Origin of the sequence: Marinomonas aquimarina, from assembly GCF_900089755.1 — a bacterium.
Taxonomy (GTDB): Bacteria; Pseudomonadota; Gammaproteobacteria; order Pseudomonadales; family Marinomonadaceae; genus Marinomonas; species Marinomonas aquimarina.
Map to the genome: position 1 here is coordinate 1 of NZ_FLOC01000003.1, position 22,917 is coordinate 22,917.

Below are 22,917 nucleotides of genomic sequence, written 5' to 3' on the forward strand. Positions count from 1 at the left end.
ATACTTAGGCAATGTAATGATGACTCCCCGAGCCAACGGCAGAAGCTAAAAAGAGCTACTTGGAGCGATGATTATCGTGCTCAATTATTGTTTGGTTAAAAAGAGAACAAAGTATGCTCGAGCCCTGGCTCTAGGGCGGCTTTAAAATAGATCATTCCCTCGCTGTTCTTCTAAAACATAAATTCATTTACTGTTTTAGAACTCCCATGCGCTGACACAGATTCCCAGTCGCTCGATTAAATTTAACAGATAAAAGCTGACTGTTATCCCATTGGCATAGTTATGATGAAATTAACTGAGTGATTTGCATAACTACTTTTGAATAAGAAGCTTAAAGGATGACGACTAGAAGGTAGATCTATACTGAATTGAAAGGTACAAAATATTTACCCTAGTCAAAAAAAGGTCTTATATAAAGACACCGGCACACACCCTCTTTAAACGCTCTCTATAACCGCTCGATTACGACCTTCAGACTTAGCTTGATAAAGTAAGACATCACTGCGCTCAATCAAAGACTTTAATTCGACCCGCTCGGGATGCTCACAAACAAGTCCACCCGCACTCAACGACACGAAATCGCTGCAGCCGGAAGATTCATGGGGGATTTTAAGAGCTGACACAGCTTGGCAGATAGTATCGACCAAACGCCCCACTTGTTGCTTGGACTTACCTGAAATTAATAAAATAAACTCCTCTCCACCGTAGCGCACCAGAATCTCTTTTTCATCACTCACCAAGCCTTTGATACAGTGTGCGACCGCTTTCAAGCAATCGTCACCCATAAGGTGCCCGTATTGATCATTGAACCCTTTAAAATAATCAATATCAAACATCACCACACTAAAAGCCTCCCCTTGCTTTTGACTATGACAAAAAAGTGCAGCACCTTGCTCATCTAAATAACGACGATTATAGATCCCTGTTAAGCCATCTAAATTGGCTATGTGCTTAAGAACATCCGCTTGAAACTTTAGCGTCAAGTGCGCTTTAACACGCCTCGACAGAGTCAGCTGATTGATGGGTTTTTGTACAAAGTCCACGCCCCCAGCTTCCCAACACGCCACCTCCTGCGCTGGGTCGGTAAAAGAGGTAATAAAAATAATCGGGATATCACTGTAATAGGGATCTGCCTTAAGGATTTGACACAGCTCTAATCCAGTCAGTTCCGGCATATAGACATCCAGCAAAATAATATCGGGGCGCTTTGATTTAATTAGGTCGATTGCCTCAGTGCCAGAGCGAGCCATGTAGACATTATAATCATCCTTCAGTACCTGATAGATCAGTTGAATGTTGGATACCTGATCGTCCACAATCAATACATTTGCCAGCTGGAAGTCAAATAGCGCCATCATTTCGATCCTCATGCAACATTCTTCAGCCCGTCAGCCGCCGCTTTAAAATCGAGTTCTTGTATCGCATTTCGAATTCCTTGCAATGCTGAAACGGTTGCTGGATCCGCTTGTGCGATCATATCCTCGTACACCTTTATTGCCTGCATGTTGGAACTTTCAAGTAGCTCAATAAGCCCCTCCAGTGATGGCTCATTTGCGTTACTACTTGGGCTATCAACATATGAATCAAGCTTGACATTACTTTGGTTTAAAAACGCCTTAATAGCAACCATTGCCCCTTGATAAGCGCGATCTAACTCACACCTGATCAGCTGATAAGCCGAACGGTCAGAAGATCGCAAGGCGACTTCTAAGCGGTATGCCACATCACTTAACACCTCTGCACCAATGGTCGCCGCAGACCCTTTTATTGAATGTGCGCTTCGCACTAGGATCTCTAAATCAGCCTGATCGTGCACTGTGGGAAGACCTTCAATTAACGTCTCAGACTCTACTAGAAAAGCACGCAGAGTGGCCAAGTACAGCTCATGATTAGACCCCATACGTAACAAAGCACTATCAGGATCTAAGGTCTGTAATTCGGCCGCACTTGGCCCTGTCTGGGAGGGAGCAACACCTGTGTTCTGCTCTTGCTTAGACAAGTTCTCTAAGATCGTATCGACAAGATGTTCAATTTGAAATGGCTTACTGACATGGGCATTCATACCCGCCTCTTGGGCCAATTCGCGATCCGACGTTAAGGCATTAGCCGTCATGGCGATAATTGGTGTGTCATCCGTAACTCGGCGGATCGCTTTTGCCGCATCGTAGCCATCCATAACTGGCATTTGAATATCCATCAACACCAGGTCAAAGGCTTGCTCATGGAATAATTCAACGGCCTCTTGGCCATTATTTGCGATCACAACCTGCGCCCCTTCCGATTGCAGTAACTCTTTAGCAATCAATTGATTGGTGGCATTATCTTCAGCCAGAAGTAACCTTATTCCCTGTAACGGTAGCACGGACTTTTCCTCTGCAACACTGATCGTGTCGGGTAACAAATCTGCTTCACCGGCAAGGTGCATTAAGCGTTTTGCCGTTACCGGTTTTAGGATACTAAGCACACCCTGTTGGAGCGCTTGCTGTTTATCGTTTTCATTCGATAATACAGCGATTTGACCAGTAAAACCCTGCTTGTTCAACTGCTCGGACACCTGGTTTAGAGCTCCCTCATGAGCATCTAGCAGCGTTTGCTCGAACAAGATTAAATCGAACGGATCGTCTGCACTCGCCCCCTGCTGTAATAGTGTCATCAAAGCATCGACGCCCTCTAACGACTGACAACTCCAACCAGCCCCAACAACCGCATGCTCTAGAGCTGTTCGAGCATTATTGTTCTCATGCACAAGGCAGACATTTAAACGCTTCGCTACGGTGCTTAGCGAATCTAAACGATCAGCAGGTAAGCTGTAGGGAATAGCCACGTTAAATTGAGTCCCTGTGCCAAACTCACTGCTAAAGGAAATGCTCCCCCCCATCAACTCGACCAAACGTTTGCTAATAATCAAGCCTAACCCTGTGCCACCATATTCTCGTACAGTAGAAGCTTGCGCTTGTGAAAAGGCCTGAAATAAACGTTTTTGTTTGTCTTGTTCGATACCAATCCCCGTATCTTCAATGCCTAATAACAATTCAGAGTTCAGCGCTTTTAGTCTAAAAATGACCTCTCCCTGAGACGTGAATTTCAAGGCATTACCGACGAGATTTAACACAATCTGCTGTAATCGTAATGAGTCCAATACAATGTTTTCTGGCAATTGAGGATCAAGATCAACGATTAGCTCGACCTCCTTATTGCCTGCGCTGCCTTGTAAAATGCTGATAATAACTTCAACAAAGTCGGCTAAATTAAACGACTGCGGATCCAGCTCCAGTCGTCCTGCTTCCATTTTCGAAAAGTCCAAGATGTCATTCAAAATGCCCATCAAGGATTTTGCTGCATTTTCAGAGCGCTCGATGTAATCCTGCTGTCGCGTATTTAATTCAGTACGACGCATCAACTTTAACATCCCCATCATCGCATTCAGAGGCGTACGAATTTCATGACTCATATTGGCCACAAACTCTGACTTGGTGCGGTTGGCTAAATCCGAGGCATTTTTGGCTTCTTTCAGAGCATTCTCATAACGCACTTGCTGGCTGACATCTTGGTTGATACCAATCACGGTAATGCAGTCCTGATGACTGTTTTTTTCCAAGGAGGCCGTTGCATGTATCGTCTTACGTTGGCCGGTTGCTGTCATTACATCAAAGATGATGTCTGCCTCGTTATGCCCGTCTATCATCTCTTGGAAATGATTCAGCGCACGTTCTCGGTCCGAATCCACCACCATATTCACCCAAGCATCAAATTCTACTGGTTGGGACTCACCCATCTCATAGATTTCATACATTTTAGGATTCCAATAAATGGAATTATCACTAAGGTCCCAGCTCCAGATACCTAGGTTTGCAATTTCGGATGCTTTAGTGAGTTGATCTTTAAAAGCGACTAACTGCTGCCGCTGTTCCATTAACTCGGAAATGTTAGTGACCATGCCTAAATAGCCAGTAATATTTCCTCGCTCATCGTAAAAAGCCGAGGCACACAAATACACCGGCACCCGTGCTCCCTGCCTAGTGATGTAAGTCCACTCATGTTCGTTTTTCAGTCCCATTCGAGTTTTGATCACAAATACATCAAAACCAGGCTCGACAATCGCTCCCAGCTCTTTGCTCAGCTCTTTTGCTCGAACCACGATTTCAGTCTCATCATGGAAGATCGCTGGGGTACATTTACCAACCACCTCTTCTTTTGAATAACCTAACAGATGTTCCGCTGCCGGATTGAAATGGGTGATTACTCCGTCTAAATCCGTGGCAATGACCATATTCTCACCCGTGTTCAAGATCGCTTCTTGTAACGAATAAGACTCCCTCAGTTCACGGGTCCTATCCTCAATCTGCTTTTGTAGAGATAAGTTCAAATCATTTATCTCTTTAGTAATGGCTTTATACTCGGTCATGTCACGAATGATTTCAGAGATACCTACGATTTCATCACGCTCATTACGGATAGCAGAAGCAGATAGGGAGACGGTGATATCATGCCCTTGTTTATGTTTTCGGGTAGTTTCAACAGGCTTAACATTTTTCCCTAACAGAAGCTTATAACGGATAGTTTCTTCTTCATCTTCACCTTCTTGACTGCCGAGCAAATCGAACGAGCTCTTACCCAGAGCCTCTGAAGCACTGTAGCCAAACATCTGCTCGGCACTCTTGTTCCAGCTTTTGATCACCCCATCCGTTGCTAACACTATGATGGCATCCTGCGAGCTTTTGATAATCGCGGCGTTTTCAGAGGCATTAATCGTCAACGCTGCTTGCTGTCTAGCATTTTTACGCTGCAGAGAATAAATGACCCAAAAAATAACCGCTAACACAAACAATGCAGACATTGCCGTCAAAGCATCGTTTAAAGAGTGCAGCCGTGCCTCATGATCCTCCTTAGCAAGCACAATGCTTAAAAAGTGCTCATCAGAGAGTGTAAATGTTGTGCGGCCATGCAGAAAGCTTGGCTGGGTCAGCAGTTTTAAAATGGCATTCAGTAACCCCGAGTGATCCGTTACTTTATCTGCAATAGAAAATAAAAGACCACTTTGATTGTCCAGCACATGGAGCCCAACATCATTGCTGATCGAATTATTTAGACCATTTAGCAATACGAAAACATCAACATCGATGACAATGATACCAAACAAAGTACCTTGGTCATCATGGGATGTCACAGCGATAAGCAATCTTTTATTAAGAGCGCTTTCGATGCCCTTTAATACGCCAGAAACCAATACTTCATTGGTAGGCGCCTCTATGACTTGAGTAAAAAACGCCCGTTCTTTTTGTGAAAGCCCAGACCTAGTGTTTGGAAGATTTATTCTGGCCGCCTCTCTCTGGACATTCACTAGGTCGTGCCAATTTTCTCGCACATCGATATAGCGAATTTGGGTGATGCTGGTTTTGGCTTGTAAGTAAGATCGAAAAATTGAGCGCAATCTGCTCTGCCACATGGCTGCCGTACTGCCATCAAGTGGGTCAATGCCGTCATTTTTCACAGCGCGTTGAATCCCCTGAATAGGCGGAGCCATACTCAATATAGCAATATCGCCTTTAAGATCATCAATTTTGGCCGCAATGAAATCGACATGAGCATTCGCCTCATGCTGCAAAGATGTAGTCAGCTGGTTCGATAGTTGCTGATAGTTCGCCTTGTAGATGGCGTAGCCAAAACTTAGCACCCCAAAGACAAAGGATAATGAAATCAGCATTTTATAAACACTTACTTTCTTCATATTTGAGCTCAAACGAATTAACTTGAGAAATATTCTAACCTGTTGATAGCGTTCAGTATGTTCCGTGCTGTGTACAAATGGTAACTTTTTGAATCCACAGACAGTGCTTAATGACGAAAAACCGCGAATCTAAATATTACTTCACGATGCGCATAAGTTGTAAATCATGCCAATAAGACTGATGGTAGGGTACATTTCTTCACAATTATAAAGTGCCGACAATTTTGCTAGAGGGTTATATTAGATATGATTTAATAAGATTATTTAACTCCTCAACAATGCATAATTTAAAAGACCATAGAGTTAAAGCTTTTCTTCTGTTTGCGCTTCTTTACTGGGGAGCCGCTCTCTTTGTTATCGAATATTTAGGCAATATTGCTGCCCGAGAAGCCATCAAGGATCATAGAAACGCGCTACAAAGCGATATCGCCATCTCCCGATCTAAAATCGAAGCCACAATCTATGAAGATATTTATATCGCGGATGCCCTATCACTCATTCTTGAGTACGATCCAACCATTGTTGAACGTGAGTGGGAAACACTGGCACGACAGTTTATTCAGAAGTCGACTCACACTCGAAATATCGGTGTCGCACCGGAGGATGTGATTCGCTATATCTACCCATTAGAAGGCAACGAAGCAGCCATTGGCCTAAATTTCAGAAAAGTTCCTCACCAATACGCGGCCGTTGCCAAAGCTCAAGAATTACAATCCGTCTATCTAGATGGGCCATTGGAATTGGTGCAAGGTGGTCAGGCCATCATTGCCCGTTATCCTATTTTCCTTGATCGCCCCATCAATCAACGTTATTGGGGGACGGTCAGTGTGGTGTTAAACTTTGATCAAATCATTTTTAGTAGCAATTTAAATGAGATCCAATACGCAGACATTGCCCTCACGCGAACGAATTTAGACGGTGAGCAGCAACTCATCTATGGTGACCTGAAAGCTTTTGAAGAAGCGGATGTACTGTTACCCATTCACTTACCTAACACTCAATGGCAGCTGGCCAGCAAACTGCATTACTGGGATCTGCCCGAGGTTAGACAAGCGGAGAACATCACCAAGCTGTTTGCACTGATTGGTGCCATCGTACTATTTTTGTCCATTTATATTTTATTTAGAGCCTATCGCGTCGCCCATAAAATCTCCCTGCTCGACGACCTAACCCACCTTCCCAATCGCCGTTTCTTTTTTAACAAGCTGGCAAAGCGGATCAAGAAGTCAAAAAGTGATGGCCCCTTTGTTATTCTCAATATTGACGTAAATGGCTTTAAAACGATAAATGATCAATTGGGTCACGACACTGGAGACGACTTACTACGCTATCTAGCCAAACATTTGAAACTGTCACTGGATAGCTGTGACACCGTGGCGAGAATAGGTGGGGATGAGTTTGTCATTATCCTAGATAAGGCAGATAACCAACAGGCATCAAAAAAGGCTATCCAACGTATCCATCACGCCATTGATGAGAACATCTTCCACTGGAAAAAGGAAAGTCTCTACATTTCTCTTAGTATCGGTAGCGCTCTATATCGAGGCCAATCGGAAGACGAACTACTCGCTGAGGCTGACATGGATATGTACCAACAAAAGCAAGAGCATAAAACACGTAGCGCAAAAAGCGATTCTGATTTCGTGATTTAGCGAGCAAAGCTCATGACACTCTGCGTCTAAATCCACCGTAGCAGTTTTAATACTAGGTGGATTTTCATCCCACAAACCTAGGTGCCAAGCCGTACTTTAGTCTTAACTCTCGCCAAAACTATTAGCCTGATCAGCAACTTATGTTAACTTCCTTAGCCTAATTCGTTTCATTGCATGGAGTACAAAATGAGCCTTATTTGCGAACTAAGTGATTTACAGCGTTTATACCATAAGCGGGTCCCAAAAATGTTTCAGGGATACTGTGAATCAGGCTCATGGGCACAACAAACCTTAGCTTTGAACCAATCTGATTTCAGGCAGATTCTATTTCGGCAACGTGTCGCCCGTGATCTTGAGCCGCGTTCTTTGAAAAGCCAGCTAGTCGGCCACGATGTCAAAATGCCACTGGCATTAGCGCCTGTCGGCCTACTTGGCATGCAGCACGCTGACGGCGAAATTCTCGCCGCACAAGCCGCCGAAGAATTTGGTGTACCTTTTACCTTATCGACTATGAGTATTTGTTCAATTGAAGCGGTGGCTGCAAAAACGCAAAAGCCATTTTGGTTTCAGCTCTATGTGCAAAAAGACCGCGAATTTACCAAAAAACTGATTGATCGTGCGAAAGCCGCAGGCTGTTCAGCGTTAGTGGTAACGTTAGATCTACAAATGATTGGTCGACGCCATGCTGACCATCGAAATGGTATGACAGCGCCACCTCGCCTTACCCTGCCCAACATTATCGACATCGCACGACGTCCGCGCTGGGCGCTAGATATGTTAAAAACTGAGAATCGTCAATTCGGTAATATTCAAGGCTGTGCAACGGGCGTCGATGATATGAATGACCTTATGAAATGGACGGCCGGCTCGTTTGATATCAAGCTAAGCTGGGAAGACATTCGTTACTTCCGCGACCTGTGGCAAGGACCTCTGATCATCAAAGGTATCATGGAAGTTGAAGATGCTAAGGAGTGCGTGAAACTGGGGGCTGACGCCATCGTCGTGTCCAACCACGGCGGTCGCCAATTAGACGGCACACGCTCCACCATCAGCACCTTACCTGAAATTGTCGCGGCAGTAGGCGATCAGTTGGAAGTGTGGCTCGACAGTGGCATCCGCAGTGGCCAAGACATCATTCGAGCCAAAGCACTTGGCGCCAAAGGTGTCATGGTCGGTCGTCCCATGGTGTATGGGCTAGGCGCCATGGGCAAACAAGGTGTTTCGAAAATGCTACAAATTTTCCATGAAGAAGCCGAGCTCACTATGGCATTTATCGGCCACCGTGATATTAGCCATATAGGTCGTGAAGACATCGTATTTAGAAAAGATAGCTTTGCCAACGTTTGAAAAACAACCGTCTCCATAACTCGCAATTAGCCTGCCTCAGAGCAGGCTGATGCTTTTCAATCGCAGCCCTACATATCTGAAAAACGGTTGGATGATTGCACCATGCGTTTGATTTCATGCTCTTCCATGGAGCTTAATGCACTTAACATTTCCATCGTAGACGTGGTTTCCGCTCTGGAAGCTAAGTAGCGATACAATTCAACGACTTGCTGATGCTGATCGATAATCAAGTCCATAATCTGCTGTGCATTCAGGCTAGCAAATGGCTCATCACAATGCTTAGACTGAGTGATCGGGTATTTTTGAACATATTCATAGCACCAAGTATTGAGTACTTTTTCTTCACCCTTAAGTTCAAAGCCTTGAATCACCTTAGTGAGTTGTTGCTCATGCTCTGACAAATAGTTTAGTACCATCCTAGCTCGCTCATCGTTACTGATAAGGGCACAGTCGGATAAGCACTTGCTAAGCTGACTATGAAAGGTCTCTGTCCAACTTAATACATCTCTTAATGTCTCAATTGCCATGCTACTCACCTCGCTTATGGTGAAGAGAATTGGATTGCCTCAGGCGTTAATAAAGCGGCTAATCTATCTGCCTTGATACTCACCGGAAATTGTCACTGGACACCTGCCTACTTTATAAGCATGAGTATGGTTCTGAATTGCTATTTCAACAAGTCTAGCAGGGAGCGTCGTGGCAAGGATACTGGGTGAACATGACGTGAAGATAGGCACATCTAAGGTGATCTGACTTGTATTGAGCCATTATGACAATCAATACCGCAAGGTATTTATAGGCCTATTTTTTCGACCACTGTTTGCTGTAAATCAGACCTTCCATGACCCCATAGGTTTAGACTGAACCCAGTTTCTTAAGTAAAGCGCAGGAGTTGAGACATGGAAGAACAAGCAAAACAAGACAAGTTGCAGAACATGCTAGCCGCTGTTTCATTAGTTGCAGTGGTCGCCATGTTGGTGTTTGGATTTAAGACACCGGAAATGCAAACAACAGCTACCGTCTCTGCAGTGATTGCTGGCTCATCGGGCGCGATTAGTGCCTTAATTGGCATACTGCATTAAGTAATTAGACAGGTAATGCAGACGCTTTTAATTATTTGGGGGAGACAAAAAACTCCCCCTACTTATTAAAGAGAGACCCCGCCGCTGACTTCTAGCGTTGCGCCATTCACATAACTGGCCTCATCTGACGCAAAAAAAGCATACACATTGGCCAGCTCTTCGGGTTTGCCAATACGTTTTTGCCAGCAGGACGATTCTATCTGTTGCTAAATAGACTCAGGAACCGTTTGTAAAATCTCTGTCGCCACTGCGCCTGGCACCACCGTATTCACACGAATTCCCTTGCCGCCCAGTTCTCGGGCCCAAGTCTTGGTAACCCCCAATATGACCGCTTTGGAAGCCGAATTAGCCATGTGTCGGTCAAGCAGAAGTAAAGCAAGATAGCAAAAGGGGAGCCACCTAAGACGCCAAAAATTTGCAAATGAGCCTAATAGCATTCAAAGCAAAAATAGACAGAAGTGGTTTAAATAAAGTGTGAGAGAAAAGTAAAACAGAAAAGGGAAATTAAGGTGGCATCTCCACCAGCCTCACCTCGGCACACGAGTCCACCGCTGTGGCTGCTTCCTTCCGGACCTGACCAGATTCACGGTTTATCGTTGCGAGGGGACCAGCGGAGACACCATAGAGGAGGTCCCGATGACCTTGGCGAGCCATTATACGCACCCAATTCAAAAGTGCAACAGATGTCTTATATTTTTCAGTCACTTAGATCTGTTTTATAGATTTGTGTTTTATTTGACACCTTTTGTTTGCGGACGTTGGTATCCTTGTTTGCTTCTAGTAACATAGCCGCCAGCCATTTTTTGAGGATATATCGTTGAAGCTGTTTGTTAAGAACTTAACCCACGTCGACCTTTCATACTTCTGCCCTGCGCGCGGGCTATTAGGAGAAAGTTGGCAAGCCGATATCGTGCTAACAGGGAAGCTAAACGATGAAAGCATGGTGTGTGATTTCAGCATTGTGAAAAAGATGATTAAGCAATGGCTGGACGCGCATTTGGACCACACCCTTGCGGTTCCGGCACAACACCCTAATACGCAGCTGGTGACATTAGACGATGAACGCCTGCGCTTTGTCTTTGCGCACGACAATGGTCAGCGTTTTGAGTGCGTGGCGCCGAGCCAAGCGATCGCACAGTTGCCGATGGCGGAAATTACACCAGAGCAAGCGGCTAAATGGGTCGAGCAACAGATCTTAAACCTTCTGCCTGCCGAGTTGGAAGCGGTCTCCGTTCGCTTCAAACCGGAGGCGACCGATGAAGCCCACTACCAATACAGCCATGGCCTGAAAAAACACAGCGGCAACTGTCAACGCATTGCCCATGGTCACCGCTCTGTCATTGAAATTTATCGTAATGGTGAACGTGATCGCACTCTCGAACAAGATTGGGCCGAACGCTGGCATGACATTTACTTGGGCACCCAAGAAGATCTGATTGGTATCATCGAAGAACAAGGTGAGCGCTACCATCACTTCAGCTACGCCGCCAATCAAGGCTTGTTTGAGTTGATTATCCGCAGCCCACAAGTGTACATGCTGGCCTGCGACACCACCGTTGAGTCTTTGTCTGCCCACATTGCAGAGCAACTCGCAAAAGAAAATATCGGCGACAGCATCGAAGTGCACGCCTTTGAAGGCATTGGTAAAGGTGCCATCTCAGAAGTAAGGATTGAAAAATGAGTTTAAAGCCATTTGAAATGTTGCCAAAAGGAAGCGAGTTAGCGCTTGATGAAGTGCTAGCCAACCTGAAAACCGATGCAGATGGCCTGATTGCAGCCATTGCCCAGCAACACGACACCAAAGAAGTATTGATGCTGGCTTACATGAACGAGAAATCGATTCGTGAATCCCTAGAAACTGGCCAAGTATGCTACTGGTCCCGTTCTCGTCAAACCTACTGGCGTAAAGGCGAAAGTTCAGGTCACCGTCAACGCCTAGTTTCAATGGCATTTGACTGCGACGGCGACGCCATCCTGCTACAAGTGGATCAACAAGGACCTGCTTGTCACACGAACCGTCGTGATTGCTTCTTCTTTGAAGTCAGAGACGGCAAAGTTTGCATCGACTCTGACCCACAATAAGCCCATACCTAAGCCCACTTCATTCCTGTAAAAAGTGGGCTTCTTATTCCCTTCCCTCACATCTAACTAGCAAGCAGTGCTGCTTTAAGGTGTAATAGACACCTTACCCCCCAGGAGCGTACCCTCCTGCTGCCTCTGCTTTAGCCTTATTTGGAGTTGATATGTGTCGTTGGATGGCCTACCAAGGAAGTCCGGTCTATTTAGAACAATGGTTATTTGAGCCCGATCATTCCTTAATCCATCAAAGCCTTAGCGCTCGCAAATCCGAAGTAACCGTCAACGCCGATGGCTTTGGCCTAGGTTGGTACGATGAACGGGAAGAACCGGGACAGTATCATGAGATTCTGCCTGCTTGGAGCGACTGCAATTTAAAAAGCTTGGCTCGACACATTAAAAGTGGCTTGTTCTTTGCGCACGTTCGCGCCTCAACGGGTACCTCCACCGCCCGCTCTAATTGTCACCCATTTGGCTATAAAAACTGGCTATTTATGCACAACGGTCAAATCGGCCAATACGAGCAAGTACGCTGGCAAATAGATCGCTGGATTCCAGAGCATCTTTACAATCACCGTCGTGGCAGCACCGACTCTGAAGCCATCTTTCTATTAATGGTGGCAAATGGTTTAGACCGGGACCCTGTTGCGGCGGTAAACACCACTTTGCAACAGATCCTTAACTTGATGCGTGATAAAGGCATTCAAGAGCCACTGCGATTTACCAGCATGCTTTCGAATGGTCGCGATATGTGGGCAGTCCGATTCTCCAGTGATGAGCACGCCCCCTCACTTTATTACAAGCAATTTGGTGAGCACGTTGTCGTCGGTTCCGAGCCTTTGGATTTATCCGGACATGGCTGGCAATTGGTGGAGTCTGGGCACATGGTAAAAGTAGGGATCGACCACTATCACACCGATGAACTTACGCTGGACGGTTAAGTCGGTGTCATAAGAAATCTGAATAACACACGACACTTGTCAATGAGAGCGCGGAAAACCTATGACATCGCAAAAGAAATCACGCGAATGCCATAAACATGCACTATCTTGCAAAGTATTGCATTAGCTATTAGGAGAACAGAAATGGTAGATTTCGATCTAGTTGGCAAAGTTGCCGTAGTCACTGGTGGCGCTGCAGGGATTGGCTTGGCCTGTGCCGAAGTATTAGCCCGTTCAGGCTCGGCAGTGGCGATATGGGATTTAAACGAAGATGACCTGCAAAAAGCCCAAGACTACCTATCTGAATTCGAAGACCAGATTCTTACTGTTGAAGTCGACGTTACTGAGTCTTCTTCCGTTGACGCCGCAATGCGCGTGACCGTAGAGGAATTTGGGCGCTTGGACATTCTGGTGAATAACGCTGGCATTGGTGCCAATATGAAAGACGTATCTGAGCTGAGCGATGCAGAATGGCATAAGGTCACGGGGGTCAATTTGGATGGTGTCTTCTACTGTCAACGTGCCGCGTTAAAATACATGAAGCAGTCTCAATCTGGCAGCATCATCAATATGGCATCGATTTTAGGCCAAGTCGGTTTTGCAATGGGCTCGGAATACGTCGCCGCCAAGCACGCGGTGGTTGGTCTGACGAAAAGCGCCGCGCTAGAATTCGCAGAGCAGGGTATTCGCATCAACTCCGTTGGTCCAGCCTTTATTCATACCAATATGGTTGAAGGAGGTTTACTTGATCAGGAAACACTCGACTTGTTGGCGTCGAAACACGCCATGAAACGTTTCGGCAAGCCAGAAGAAGTCGCCAACCTAGTCGCCTTTTTGGCTAGCGATGCCGCATCTTTTTGTAACGGCGCCTACTATCCTGTGGACGGTGGCTATTTAGCGCAATAACGCACGACGCTAGCCAACCCATAAAAATGCGCCCTTTCTTACGAAACGGCGCTTTTTTCATTTACCGCTAACGTGAAAACTAAGCGCTCTCTTTTTCACGATAGGCATAGGTCGCATCAAAGCGCGACTGAATCCAGTCACCACTGTAAATCGACTCGTATTTCGCTGGTTTTTCAGCACTTTGGCAAGTCGGCACACAGGCCACCGTGGTTTCGTAATCCGGCTCAACAAAGAATGGGAACGAATAACGGTGCACCCCGGTTTGTGATGCTCGAACTCGATGGGCCGTCGAGACGTACTCATCATTGGTCCAACGCTGCATCAAGTCGCCAATGTTGACCACAATGGAGCCTTCCATAGGCGTCGCTTGCAGCCATTCACCATTACGATGCTTGACTTCCAAACCACCGATATCATCCTGCAGCAGTAACGTCACACAACCATAATCCGTATGAGCACCGGCACCGTTATCATGGTCATCGTTGGGACGTGGCGGGTAGTGAATCATGCGCAGAACTGTGACGTGATTTTTAAAGCACTTGGTGAAAAAGTCCTTCTCCAATTGCAGCGCTTCGGCCATGGCGATCAATAGATTTTGTGCCACACTGAATGCTGTCACATAGTAATCGTGTAAGGTTTCCAACACTACCGGATCACTTGGGTTCTGATTAGGGCCGTACATTTTCGGGTACTTGGCAGCCAACGGATGGTCAGCTGGCAAATCCAGCGCCATATCGAACGTTTCTTTCCAATCCGCCTTATTGACCTCATCCAGTTGCTCTTCACCGACACCACCATAACCACGATGGTTCATGCTGTTTTTTATATCGATTTTAAGTTTGTCTTCTAGTGGCGTATCAAAAAAGCGCTTAGCCGCTTTCATAATGCGCTTAACTAACGCTTTGTCGATGTCGGTATTAATAAGGTAGAAGAAACCGATTTCACGGCACGCAGTATCTAGAAATTGTATTTCTTTCTCACGTACCGCATTATTTGGACTGGTAAGTTTCGAATAATCAATTAATGGAATGCCCATTGTTGCTCCGGTTATGCTTCATTATTGCGATTGGCTAGCCGAACTAACCGTGTGTGCTTAGGGTTAAAGCGCTTCAAGCCTTCTTCGGCGAAGTCGACAAAAATCATACGTTTCCCAGTGGTTTCTTGGCGTACGACAATCCCTTGCCCATACTGTTCGTGACGCACTTTATCACCCGCCTTAAGCTCACCTTTGACGGCTGTATCAGTTTGTTTAAAAGTCACGTTTGGTGCGTCATCCCCTAACTCAGCCAAATACTTTTGCAGCGGTTCATCTAAGTCAGCCGTCAATTCCAATGGCGCCTTATCGTCCCAGTGGTGCCCCATTTTTTGGATCGGTACCGGCTGAGCTTCGTAAACAAAGCGACTCATGCTACCCGAACGAGCCGCGCCAGCCAGCAGGCCCCCTTTACTGAGGCGGCGCACGTCTTCACCAGCAGGGCTTTCTAAGAAGACTAAGCGTTTACGGGCGCGAGTCATGGCCACATAGAACAAACGACGCTCGGCTTGCATTTCCGCCGCTGCTTGTCGATCAATGCTGCTTAAATCGTCATCATAGTAAGGGAAACGCCCTTCTTGCAGACCTGACATCATCACCAAATCAAACTCTAAACCTTTAGATTTGTGAATCGTCATTAAGTGCACACCATGGGTATGCTGCTGGTCCTGCTCATTTAATTTGACCAATTGTGCAATAATAGCGCCGGCATCGCTAGCCATGCCGCGTACATAACTCAAAAAAGCTTCGCAGGTGGCAATTTTTTCTTGGGTTTGAATGTCCCTGCTGCTGGTATGCTCAAAGTAACGATAGATACCCAGCTTATCTAAGGTCTGTAATAAACCTTGTGCAGGGTCATTTTTGTACATCGTCAAGCTGCGTAGCCAGTCAGCCCGATCCGCGATTTTCTTAGCCTTCCAACCTTCTGTTTGCTCCGCCATACGCTCTAATAATTCTGGGATCATATGCGGACTTTGCCGTGCTTGGGTCAATAAACGTGTGCGATCGGCACTGGCATTGGTCACATTCGGCACTGTTACCAGATACTCAACATCGGTTTTATCGTAAAACAAACTGGTATCGTTTAAGCCACCCGCCATCACCGACAAATAGGCCATCAACATGCGAATTTGGCGGTTCTCTAACAGCGGCGAATCACCGTGTAATTGGTACGGTACGCCCTTATGCATCAGCGCTAACTGAACCGGAACCATATCGCTGTACAAACGCACCAAGACGGCACAATTTTCTAGACTACCGCCTTGCTCATGCCAAGTTTTTAACTCACTCAGCAAGGCCCTACCGGGCAAATTGGAGCGAGCGAAATCCACTTCAGTTTGCCCCCCTTGACCAATGACCAACTGCTCAGTTTGATTTTGTGACACCACACAGGTGGCCATCATGCCAATGCTGTGACCAAAGCGAAAACTGCACGCCAAGGGGTAGGTACTGACGGCCACGAAATCCTGATCGAATTGTTCAGCCATGATCTCCGGCGCCGCGCCACGCCATTCATAAATACATTGCTGCACATCACCAACGATCATCCAGCGTGCGCTTTGCTGATACAAAGCCTTGAGCAATTCGTACTGGCACGGGTTAGTGTCTTGGAATTCGTCTATCAGCAGGTACTGGTAATCTGGCGCCAATGTTTGAATGACATTCAGCTGTTCGCTATTGGATTGCTGAATCAGGGCAAAAGGATCCGCTAACAGATCGGCAAAAAAGCGTAAGTTGGACTGTTTACGCAGGCTTTCTAGCTGCTCGTATAGGGCAACGAAGTGACGACATTCTTTCGACCAATTACCTGCCTCAAAGACATCGGCAGCCGAGATACTTGCGGCTTTGACTTGATCGATAAACAACAAAAAGTCTTCCAACCAATCACGTTCGTCATGCAGCTCCACTTCTAAGTTCTGACGCATCAATCGATGCCGCGCTTCGCGAATGAGCTTGATCATGGAAAACTCATCAGTGACCAATTTGGCCGTCGGCAGCAAATGACGCTGTTCTAATCGCCTCGCTAAGCGCATGCCAAAGGCATGGAAAGTCATCACATTGGGAATGCGGGCCGTACCCACTTGACTCATGGCCTTGCTTAAGCGAGCGCTAAATTCTTCTTGGGCGCTTTTATTGAACATAAACACGCCAATTTTTTCTGCGGCAACGCCCTGCTCTAATAAATGCTGGATACGACCGATCAAGGTGGTACTTTTGCCCGCCCCAGCGACGGCAATGACTTTGGCATGATCATTTAAATCATGCTGAATGACCGCAGACTGTTCTGCGGTATAAGAATACTCAGACACGTTCACCTACTATCTGTGACGTTTTAATCTTCAAACAAATGACCGATTTCTCGGAACGCAAGGTGCTCACGGCCAGCAATTTTCGCGATCGACTCACCGCACGCCACGAGACGGCGCTGGAAACGCGCGAAAAACACCCCATTGGCGCGAGCGATGAGGGGATAGGAACTTTGTGTCACATCATCTGCCATCACATCGACAATTTCACCTATGACTTCCCCCGCTTCCACCGCTTCCCCTAAGTCTTTATGGAAACAGGCAATGCCGGCAATGGGGGCTTTGACCAAGTCCATCGCGTCTAATGGGAAAAACGTCACCTGGCTGGCATCAATTTTTGGTGCTTTACCCTTCACCACCTTACGGTAGGTCAGGTACTTCATAAGCGCGCTGGCGTCTTGCTCTGCCAGCTCATAGGAAATATCGTTTTCGCCACGTAATTCTAAGGTCAGAGAGCGGCAGCCCCAAGGCATAAGGTGTGCATAATGGGTTTTCAAATGGCGCCAGACGCTGACATTGGTTTCATCAAAGGACAAGGCGCCCGTTTCCAACTCGGATAAGGCCACCTTAGCCCCCATGAGCCCAAGCAACGGGGTAAAGTATTCTTCAAATTCTTGCGCCACGTAAGCATGCATGCAGGCCTCACCGGAGCAATGCAGATCGATGACTTCATCGGCGTCCATCGAAAGGGCCAACAGGGTTTTACGCATGCCTTGTAATTCGGTCAATTCCGGTAAGGCGATCAACTCTTCGCGAATGGCATCACGCACCAACTGTACGTTGGTTTCTACATCCCCAGTGATTTGCTGATTGACCAGGCGTTCGACTTTTTCACCCAACTGCGGCCAATTGCGGTTAAAGTTGCCACCACCATCGGAAAAGGCAAAACGCCCGGGGATATAGCCATGAAAGTTTTGCCCCAAACCGATCGGGTTCGAGACCGGCACTATGATGATTTCTCCTTTAATCAGACCGTCTTCATCGGCCTTAATCAGTTTTTTGATCAAGGTATTCAGTACCAAAAAACCCGGCCACTCATCGGCGTGCAACCCAGCTTGCAGATAAATCTTGGGCCGAGCTCCCGCTTCACCAAAGTGATGGGCTTTTAGGATACGTTGGGTACCTGGGGTTGCGCTCGGCAGAGTGTGAGAATACAGCTGGTAACTCATGATCTCATCTATCCTTTATCACAGACCTGAAAATGTAAAATCAGATAAATTTTTTGCTGGCCATCATGGTACGCTAAAGCATAGACGAATAAAAAATAAATCCTTGTAAGAAAACACCTTACCTTACGTCTAATGCATGATCATGATCACTAAGGAGTCTTGGATGAAGTCATTGTTACGCTTTTCTAGCTCGTGCCTACTGGCCAGCAGTCTCGCCATGAGCCCATTGGCATTTTCTGAATCATCAAACGATTCATGGCAAAAGATACTCGAAGAGGCCAAAGGTCAGACCGTGTATTGGAATGCCTGGGGGGGGGCAGATAACATCAATGCCTACATTGAATGGGTCGCCGAACGCGTTGAGCAAGACTACCAAGTACACCTGAAACATGTGCGCATCCAAGACACAGCGAATACCGTCAGTCGTGTATTAGCGGAAAAGACCGCCGGTAAAGATGTGAATGGCTCAGTGGATTTGATCTGGATTAACGGTGAGAATTTCCGCGCCATGAAAGACAACAATCTCTTATTCGGCCCTTTCGCCAATGATCTGCCTAATTACCAAGCCTACATAAACCCGGAAGCGCGCCAAAGCTTAACGCAAGATTTTGGCACGGCTGTGGACGGTATGGAGTCTCCATGGGGCATGGCGCAAGTCATTTTCATGTACGATACGGATACCTTAGACAACCCGCCACGCTCGATGAGCGAATTACTCAGCTACGCCAAAGCCCATCCGGGGCGCATCAGCTACCCTGAACCGCCACAATTTTTAGGCTCGACATTTCTTAAGCAAGCACTGCATGAATTGGCGATCAACCCTGAGGTGCTGCTTAAACCCGTCAAGCAGGTGGATTTTGATGCGGTGACCGCGCCACTGTGGCGCTTTCTAAATCAACTACATCCAGTCGCTTGGCGTCGTGGGACAGCCTTCCCGTCTAGCAGTGAAGAGATGATGCGGCTTCTGGATGATCGCGAAATTGATGTGGCTCTGAGCTTTGACGTCTCTGCCGCTTCAGTACATATCGCCCAAGGCAATTTGCCAGACACGGTACGCTCTTACGTCTTTACTGAAGGTACCATTGGTAACACCCACTTTGTGGCGATCCCGTACAACAGCAGCGCCACAGCTGGGGCTCAAATCGTGGCCAATTACTTGCTCTCACCAGAAGCACAAGCCTATAAACAGGACCCAACCGTGTGGGGGGACTTAACCGTATTGGATTACAACAAGCTAGCCCCCCAGCAACAAGCTGCATTTGATGCGTTACCACAAGGCATCGCAACCCTAAGCCTTGATCAGCTCGGGACTACTTTACCCGAGCCACATAGTTCATGGATGGAAGCCTTAGAAATAGAGTGGCGTAAACGCTACGCTAACTAGGCGGAATGCATCTTAAGCATGTATTCAAGCTTTAACCGCACCCTCTATTACCTCATTCTCGGCGTGATTGGCCTGCCATTGCTGACGGGCCTTTTGGGGGTGGTATTACCCAGCTTTGGCTACGACCCTGCCCTTGGCCAAGTGTCGTTTCACCTTGGTCATTGGCAGCAACTGTTGCAACAGCCTGAGTTTTGGTCAGGACTACGCCTTAGCCTGAGCACAGGTGTGCTGGCGACGCTATTATCTTACTGGTTTGCCAGCAGCCTGATCATGGTGTGTTTTGAAAAGCCTTGGTTTACCCGCCTGCAAAGTGCCATTACCCCTATTTTATCCATCCCTCATGCCAGCATCACCATAGGCGCTCTGTTTCTGCTCGCCCCATCTGGCTGGCTTGTGCGCCTAATCAGCCCTTGGCTCAGTGGTTTTGAGCGACCACCTAATTGGATCACGGTGCAAGACCCCGAAGGTGTCGCTTTAATCATCGCCCTCGTCATCAAGGAAATGCCCTACCTGATGTTTGCCATGGGCGCGGCATTAAGCCAATTACAGCCGCAACAGACACTGCAAGCGGCTCGCCTATTAGGCTATGAACGGCTAACGGCTTGGCACTTTACCCTCTTGCCGCAGCTATTCCCTTTACTGCGCTTGCCGATTTTTATGGTGCTAGCATTTAATATGACAGTGGTCGATGTGGCCAGCATCATTGGCCCGAATACACCATCGACCTTAGCGGTCACCTTATTGCGTTGGTTTAACGACCCCAACTTAGTATTACGCGGTCAAGCCAGTGCCGCCGCATTAGTATTAGCCTCCATGGTGGCCGTTTCGATTCTATGTTGGCTGCTCTTTTATCGCCTATTAAACCAACTACGTCATCATTTCAGTACCCTTGGCACGCGACAATCCTGGTTACGCTACTGGACTTGGTTCGGGGCAAGCGCAGCAGGACTAACCTTGTTGATGACTTTATTAAGTCTATTACTGCTGCCCATTTGGGCGTTTACTAAGCGTTGGCGCTTTCCAGATGCGTGGCCCAATCGTTGGACCCTGGACAATCTGAACCGTGCAGGTGACCGTCTCATCAGTTTAACCGCTGAATCTTTTAGTTTGGCTATTGCAAGCGCCTTTATCGGGCTATTGATGGCATTGGTACTGATCGAGTTTGAGCGAGCGAAGGGACGATCCCGTATCAGTGTGGCACTGCTGTTTAGCGCGGTGTTACTGCCACAAGTGACCTTACTGTTTGGTATCCAAGTGGGGCTTTTGTATTTTGATTGGAGTGGCACTTGGCTCAGTGTACTGGCTGTGCATGTGCTATACACCCTGCCCTATATCTACTTGACCCTAAAGGCGCCCTATTTAGCGTTTGAACAAGGGTATTTAGAGCAAGCTAACCGATTACGCTTTACCCCAATACGCAACTATCTGACGATCAAACTTGCGCTACTCAAAGCGCCTCTAGCGGCGGCTTTGGCCATTGGCTTCGCGGTTAGCATGGCGCAATATTTGCCTACACTTTTGGCTGGGGAAGGCCGTATCAATACCTTGACCACCGAGGCCGTGGCTCGAGCCTCCTCTGGTGATCGAAAATTAGTCAGCGTGTTAGCGTTTGCACAAGCCATATTACCGTTAATTTGTTTTATGCTGGCCACCCTAATCCCACGCTATTGGACCAGATGGCGTTTAGCATTCAGGAGATCATTGTGCTCGAATTAGTCGACCTACAAATAGTACGTCAACAACAACCATTGATTGCCCCCATTACAGCCTCGGTTGCTGCTGGACAGATTTTAGCGTTAATGGGCCCGAGCGGTGTCGGCAAGTCCAGTTTGTTGGCATACCTTTCCGGCACCTTAACCCCAGAGCTAGAAGGTCGAGGGAAAGCCGTACTCAACGGCAACTCACTTGCACACTTGCCCCCTGAGCAAAGACACCTCGGCTTACTGCAGCAACATCCATTGTTGTTTCCCCATATGACGGTCGCCGAAAACTTGCTGTTTGCCATGCCCAAAGGGGGCAGCAACCAACAGCGCTACCATACTGCTCAGCAGCATTTGCAGGACATAGGTTTACAAGGCCTGGAAGCGCGATTACCCGAGCAACTATCAGGCGGGCAGCAAGCGCGACTCGCTCTGATGCGTACTCTAGTTGCCAAACCTGCCGCACTGTTACTGGACGAACCCTTTAGCAAGCTGGATAAAACATTACGCCAAGACATGCGACAGTTAGTCAAAGACGCGATTGAGCAAGCTCATATCCCGGCTATTTTAGTCACCCATGATGAAGAGGATGCGCAAGAGCTCGCATCAAAAATTATTCAGTTGCAGGCAATATAAGCCATGCATCAAGGCGTGTTTTTCTTTTAAGATCAGTAAGCCCTTTGCAATGATGCTTTAACACACCATACAACCTAGCACCTGCACTAAACGAACGGAGTCTTATGGAAATCGATGTATTAGGCAGTGGTAGTGCGTTTTCCGTATCGCGCAACACCTCTTCCCTTTTGGTAACAGATAGTCAGCAGCAGCGCTGGTTGATCGATTGCGGCCCCACCGTTCCACGAGCTTTGTGGCAGCGGGATCTGAGCATCAATGACATCGAGGTGATGTATTTCACCCACATTCACCCTGACCATTGTGCTGGCTTACCAGCGTTGTTAAATCGATGGAAAAGCTTCGGTCGACAAGCACCGCTGACAATTTACTGCCAAGCGGAACATCGCCCAATGCTGCAACAACTCACGGCCCTAGCAACGTTTCCTAAGGCCGAGATAGGCTTTGACATCGATTGGCAAGATATCCATGATCATTGGACTTGGCGTAACTGGCACCTGTCCAGTGCGGCCACTCAACATGGACAGAGTAATTTAAGCCTGCGTATTGAAGTCGACCAACGAGTTTTGTTTTACAGCGGCGACGGTCGCCCGACACCAGCCACGATTAACCTTATGCAGAACGCAGATTTGGCTTTCCAAGAATGCGCCGTGGCTACATCATTAGCTGATGACGCCTCCCATGGCGATGTGCAAAGCTGCCTAGCACTGGCTGAGCAGTTAGATCTATCCTCGTTGGGGCTGTACCACTGTTATGACGAGGAACTGCCTGCCCTAACTGATGCGATAGCACAGCAAGACAATGTGTTTCTATCCTACGACGGCCTGCATATTGATCTCAATGCCACCACGCCTGTCATTGCACAAGTGCAGCAACATAAGCTCACCTAGCATCAAGGTTAAATGAATACAGTCCGCAACAAGGCGTCGCTTGACTCTACATTTCGCCATTGGCTTGCTT

At 47.2% G+C, this 22,917-nt stretch carries 17 protein-coding genes, 1 other RNA gene and 1 pseudogene; 11 read left to right on the forward strand and 8 right to left on the reverse strand.

Annotation, left to right across the window (positions count from 1 at the left end):
• Window positions 1–437 precede the first annotated feature (437 nt).
• The gene (locus tag MAQ5080_RS03630; RefSeq protein ID WP_067207505.1) at window positions 438–1,370 is read right to left on the reverse strand and encodes a GGDEF domain-containing response regulator; all 933 of its coding nucleotides are present in this window, start codon (window positions 1,368–1,370) and stop codon (window positions 438–440) included.
• Window positions 1,367–5,728 (reverse strand): PAS domain-containing hybrid sensor histidine kinase/response regulator, encoded by a 4,362-nt coding sequence (locus tag MAQ5080_RS03635; protein ID WP_067207500.1) that lies wholly within the window; start codon window positions 5,726–5,728, stop codon window positions 1,367–1,369. Before MAQ5080_RS03635 ends, MAQ5080_RS03630 begins: the two co-directional genes overlap by 4 nt.
• Before the next feature lie 278 nt (window positions 5,729–6,006).
• Between MAQ5080_RS03635 and MAQ5080_RS03640 the strand changes: the two genes are divergently transcribed.
• Both MAQ5080_RS03640 and MAQ5080_RS03645 read left to right on the forward strand, forming a co-directional pair.
• Window positions 6,007–7,380: a diguanylate cyclase domain-containing protein gene (locus tag MAQ5080_RS03640; RefSeq protein ID WP_067207497.1), complete on the forward strand. Its 1,374-nt coding sequence runs from the start codon at window positions 6,007–6,009 to the stop codon at window positions 7,378–7,380.
• Window positions 7,381–7,566: 186 nt separating this feature from the next.
• Window positions 7,567–8,727 carry an alpha-hydroxy acid oxidase gene (locus MAQ5080_RS03645; RefSeq protein WP_067207494.1) on the forward strand — a complete coding sequence of 387 codons (1,161 nt, stop codon included), beginning with the start codon at window positions 7,567–7,569 and terminating at the stop codon, window positions 8,725–8,727.
• A gap of 68 nt (window positions 8,728–8,795) precedes the next feature.
• Here MAQ5080_RS03645 and MAQ5080_RS03650 read toward each other — a convergent pair whose 3' ends face one another.
• Complete coding sequence (locus MAQ5080_RS03650) at window positions 8,796–9,254, reverse strand: ATPase (RefSeq protein WP_067207491.1); 459 nt, start codon at window positions 9,252–9,254, stop codon at window positions 8,796–8,798.
• 372 nt (window positions 9,255–9,626) lie between these two features.
• Between MAQ5080_RS03650 and MAQ5080_RS03655 the strand changes: the two genes are divergently transcribed.
• Window positions 9,627–9,809: a hypothetical protein gene (locus tag MAQ5080_RS03655; protein ID WP_067207489.1), complete on the forward strand. Its 183-nt coding sequence runs from the start codon at window positions 9,627–9,629 to the stop codon at window positions 9,807–9,809.
• Window positions 9,810–9,874: 65 nt separating this feature from the next.
• On the opposite strand, the pseudogene MAQ5080_RS17555 reads toward MAQ5080_RS03655, so the two are convergent.
• Both MAQ5080_RS17555 and ffs read right to left on the reverse strand, forming a co-directional pair.
• Window positions 9,875–10,246: pseudogene (locus MAQ5080_RS17555) on the reverse strand (SDR family oxidoreductase).
• 79 nt (window positions 10,247–10,325) lie between these two features.
• Window positions 10,326–10,422, reverse strand: an RNA gene (ffs, locus tag MAQ5080_RS03660) — signal recognition particle sRNA small type.
• Window positions 10,423–10,626: 204 nt separating this feature from the next.
• On the opposite strand from ffs, the gene MAQ5080_RS03665 reads away from it, so the two are divergent.
• From MAQ5080_RS03665 to MAQ5080_RS03680, 4 genes are all read left to right on the forward strand, one after another.
• Window positions 10,627–11,490, forward strand: coding sequence for a 6-carboxytetrahydropterin synthase (locus MAQ5080_RS03665; RefSeq protein WP_067207486.1), 864 nt, complete (start codon window positions 10,627–10,629; stop codon window positions 11,488–11,490).
• Window positions 11,487–11,891 (forward strand): phosphoribosyl-AMP cyclohydrolase, encoded by a 405-nt coding sequence (hisI, locus tag MAQ5080_RS03670; protein ID WP_067207482.1) that lies wholly within the window; start codon window positions 11,487–11,489, stop codon window positions 11,889–11,891. The genes MAQ5080_RS03665 and hisI overlap by 4 nt, the downstream gene beginning before the upstream one ends.
• 161 nt (window positions 11,892–12,052) lie before the next feature.
• Window positions 12,053–12,826, forward strand: a complete 774-nt coding sequence (locus MAQ5080_RS03675) for a class II glutamine amidotransferase (protein WP_067207479.1) — start codon at window positions 12,053–12,055, stop codon at window positions 12,824–12,826.
• A gap of 144 nt (window positions 12,827–12,970) precedes the next feature.
• Complete coding sequence (locus tag MAQ5080_RS03680; RefSeq protein ID WP_067207476.1) at window positions 12,971–13,732, forward strand: SDR family NAD(P)-dependent oxidoreductase; 762 nt, start codon at window positions 12,971–12,973, stop codon at window positions 13,730–13,732.
• A 79-nt stretch (window positions 13,733–13,811) separates the two neighbouring features.
• On the opposite strand, the gene MAQ5080_RS03685 is transcribed toward MAQ5080_RS03680, so the two are convergent.
• Genes MAQ5080_RS03685 through MAQ5080_RS03695 form a run of 3 tightly spaced genes read right to left on the reverse strand, consistent with a single transcriptional unit; the run spans window position 13,812 to window position 18,240 of the window.
• Window positions 13,812–14,768 carry an isopenicillin N synthase family dioxygenase gene (locus MAQ5080_RS03685; RefSeq protein WP_067207474.1) on the reverse strand — a complete coding sequence of 319 codons (957 nt, stop codon included), beginning with the start codon at window positions 14,766–14,768 and terminating at the stop codon, window positions 13,812–13,814.
• An 11-nt stretch (window positions 14,769–14,779) separates the two neighbouring features.
• Window positions 14,780–17,074 carry an ATP-dependent helicase gene (locus MAQ5080_RS03690; RefSeq protein WP_231870801.1) on the reverse strand — a complete coding sequence of 765 codons (2,295 nt, stop codon included), beginning with the start codon at window positions 17,072–17,074 and terminating at the stop codon, window positions 14,780–14,782.
• A 23-nt stretch (window positions 17,075–17,097) separates the two neighbouring features.
• Window positions 17,098–18,240: a succinylglutamate desuccinylase/aspartoacylase family protein gene (locus MAQ5080_RS03695; protein ID WP_067207468.1), complete on the reverse strand. Its 1,143-nt coding sequence runs from the start codon at window positions 18,238–18,240 to the stop codon at window positions 17,098–17,100.
• A gap of 163 nt (window positions 18,241–18,403) precedes the next feature.
• Between MAQ5080_RS03695 and MAQ5080_RS03700 the strand changes: the two genes are divergently transcribed.
• The 4 genes from MAQ5080_RS03700 to MAQ5080_RS03715 all read left to right on the forward strand — a co-directional run bounded on the left by MAQ5080_RS03700 (window position 18,404) and on the right by MAQ5080_RS03715 (window position 22,847).
• The gene (locus MAQ5080_RS03700; protein ID WP_067207465.1) at window positions 18,404–19,624 is read left to right on the forward strand and encodes an ABC transporter substrate-binding protein; all 1,221 of its coding nucleotides are present in this window, start codon (window positions 18,404–18,406) and stop codon (window positions 19,622–19,624) included.
• Between the two features lie 18 nt (window positions 19,625–19,642).
• Window positions 19,643–21,340 carry an ABC transporter permease gene (locus MAQ5080_RS03705; RefSeq protein ID WP_067207462.1) on the forward strand — a complete coding sequence of 566 codons (1,698 nt, stop codon included), beginning with the start codon at window positions 19,643–19,645 and terminating at the stop codon, window positions 21,338–21,340.
• Window positions 21,328–21,960, forward strand: a complete 633-nt coding sequence (locus tag MAQ5080_RS03710; RefSeq protein WP_231870800.1) for an ATP-binding cassette domain-containing protein — start codon at window positions 21,328–21,330, stop codon at window positions 21,958–21,960. The genes MAQ5080_RS03705 and MAQ5080_RS03710 overlap by 13 nt, the downstream gene beginning before the upstream one ends.
• Window positions 21,961–22,064: 104 nt before the next feature.
• Window positions 22,065–22,847 (forward strand): MBL fold metallo-hydrolase, encoded by a 783-nt coding sequence (locus MAQ5080_RS03715; protein ID WP_067207454.1) that lies wholly within the window; start codon window positions 22,065–22,067, stop codon window positions 22,845–22,847.
• Window positions 22,848–22,917: the final 70 nt, after the last annotated feature.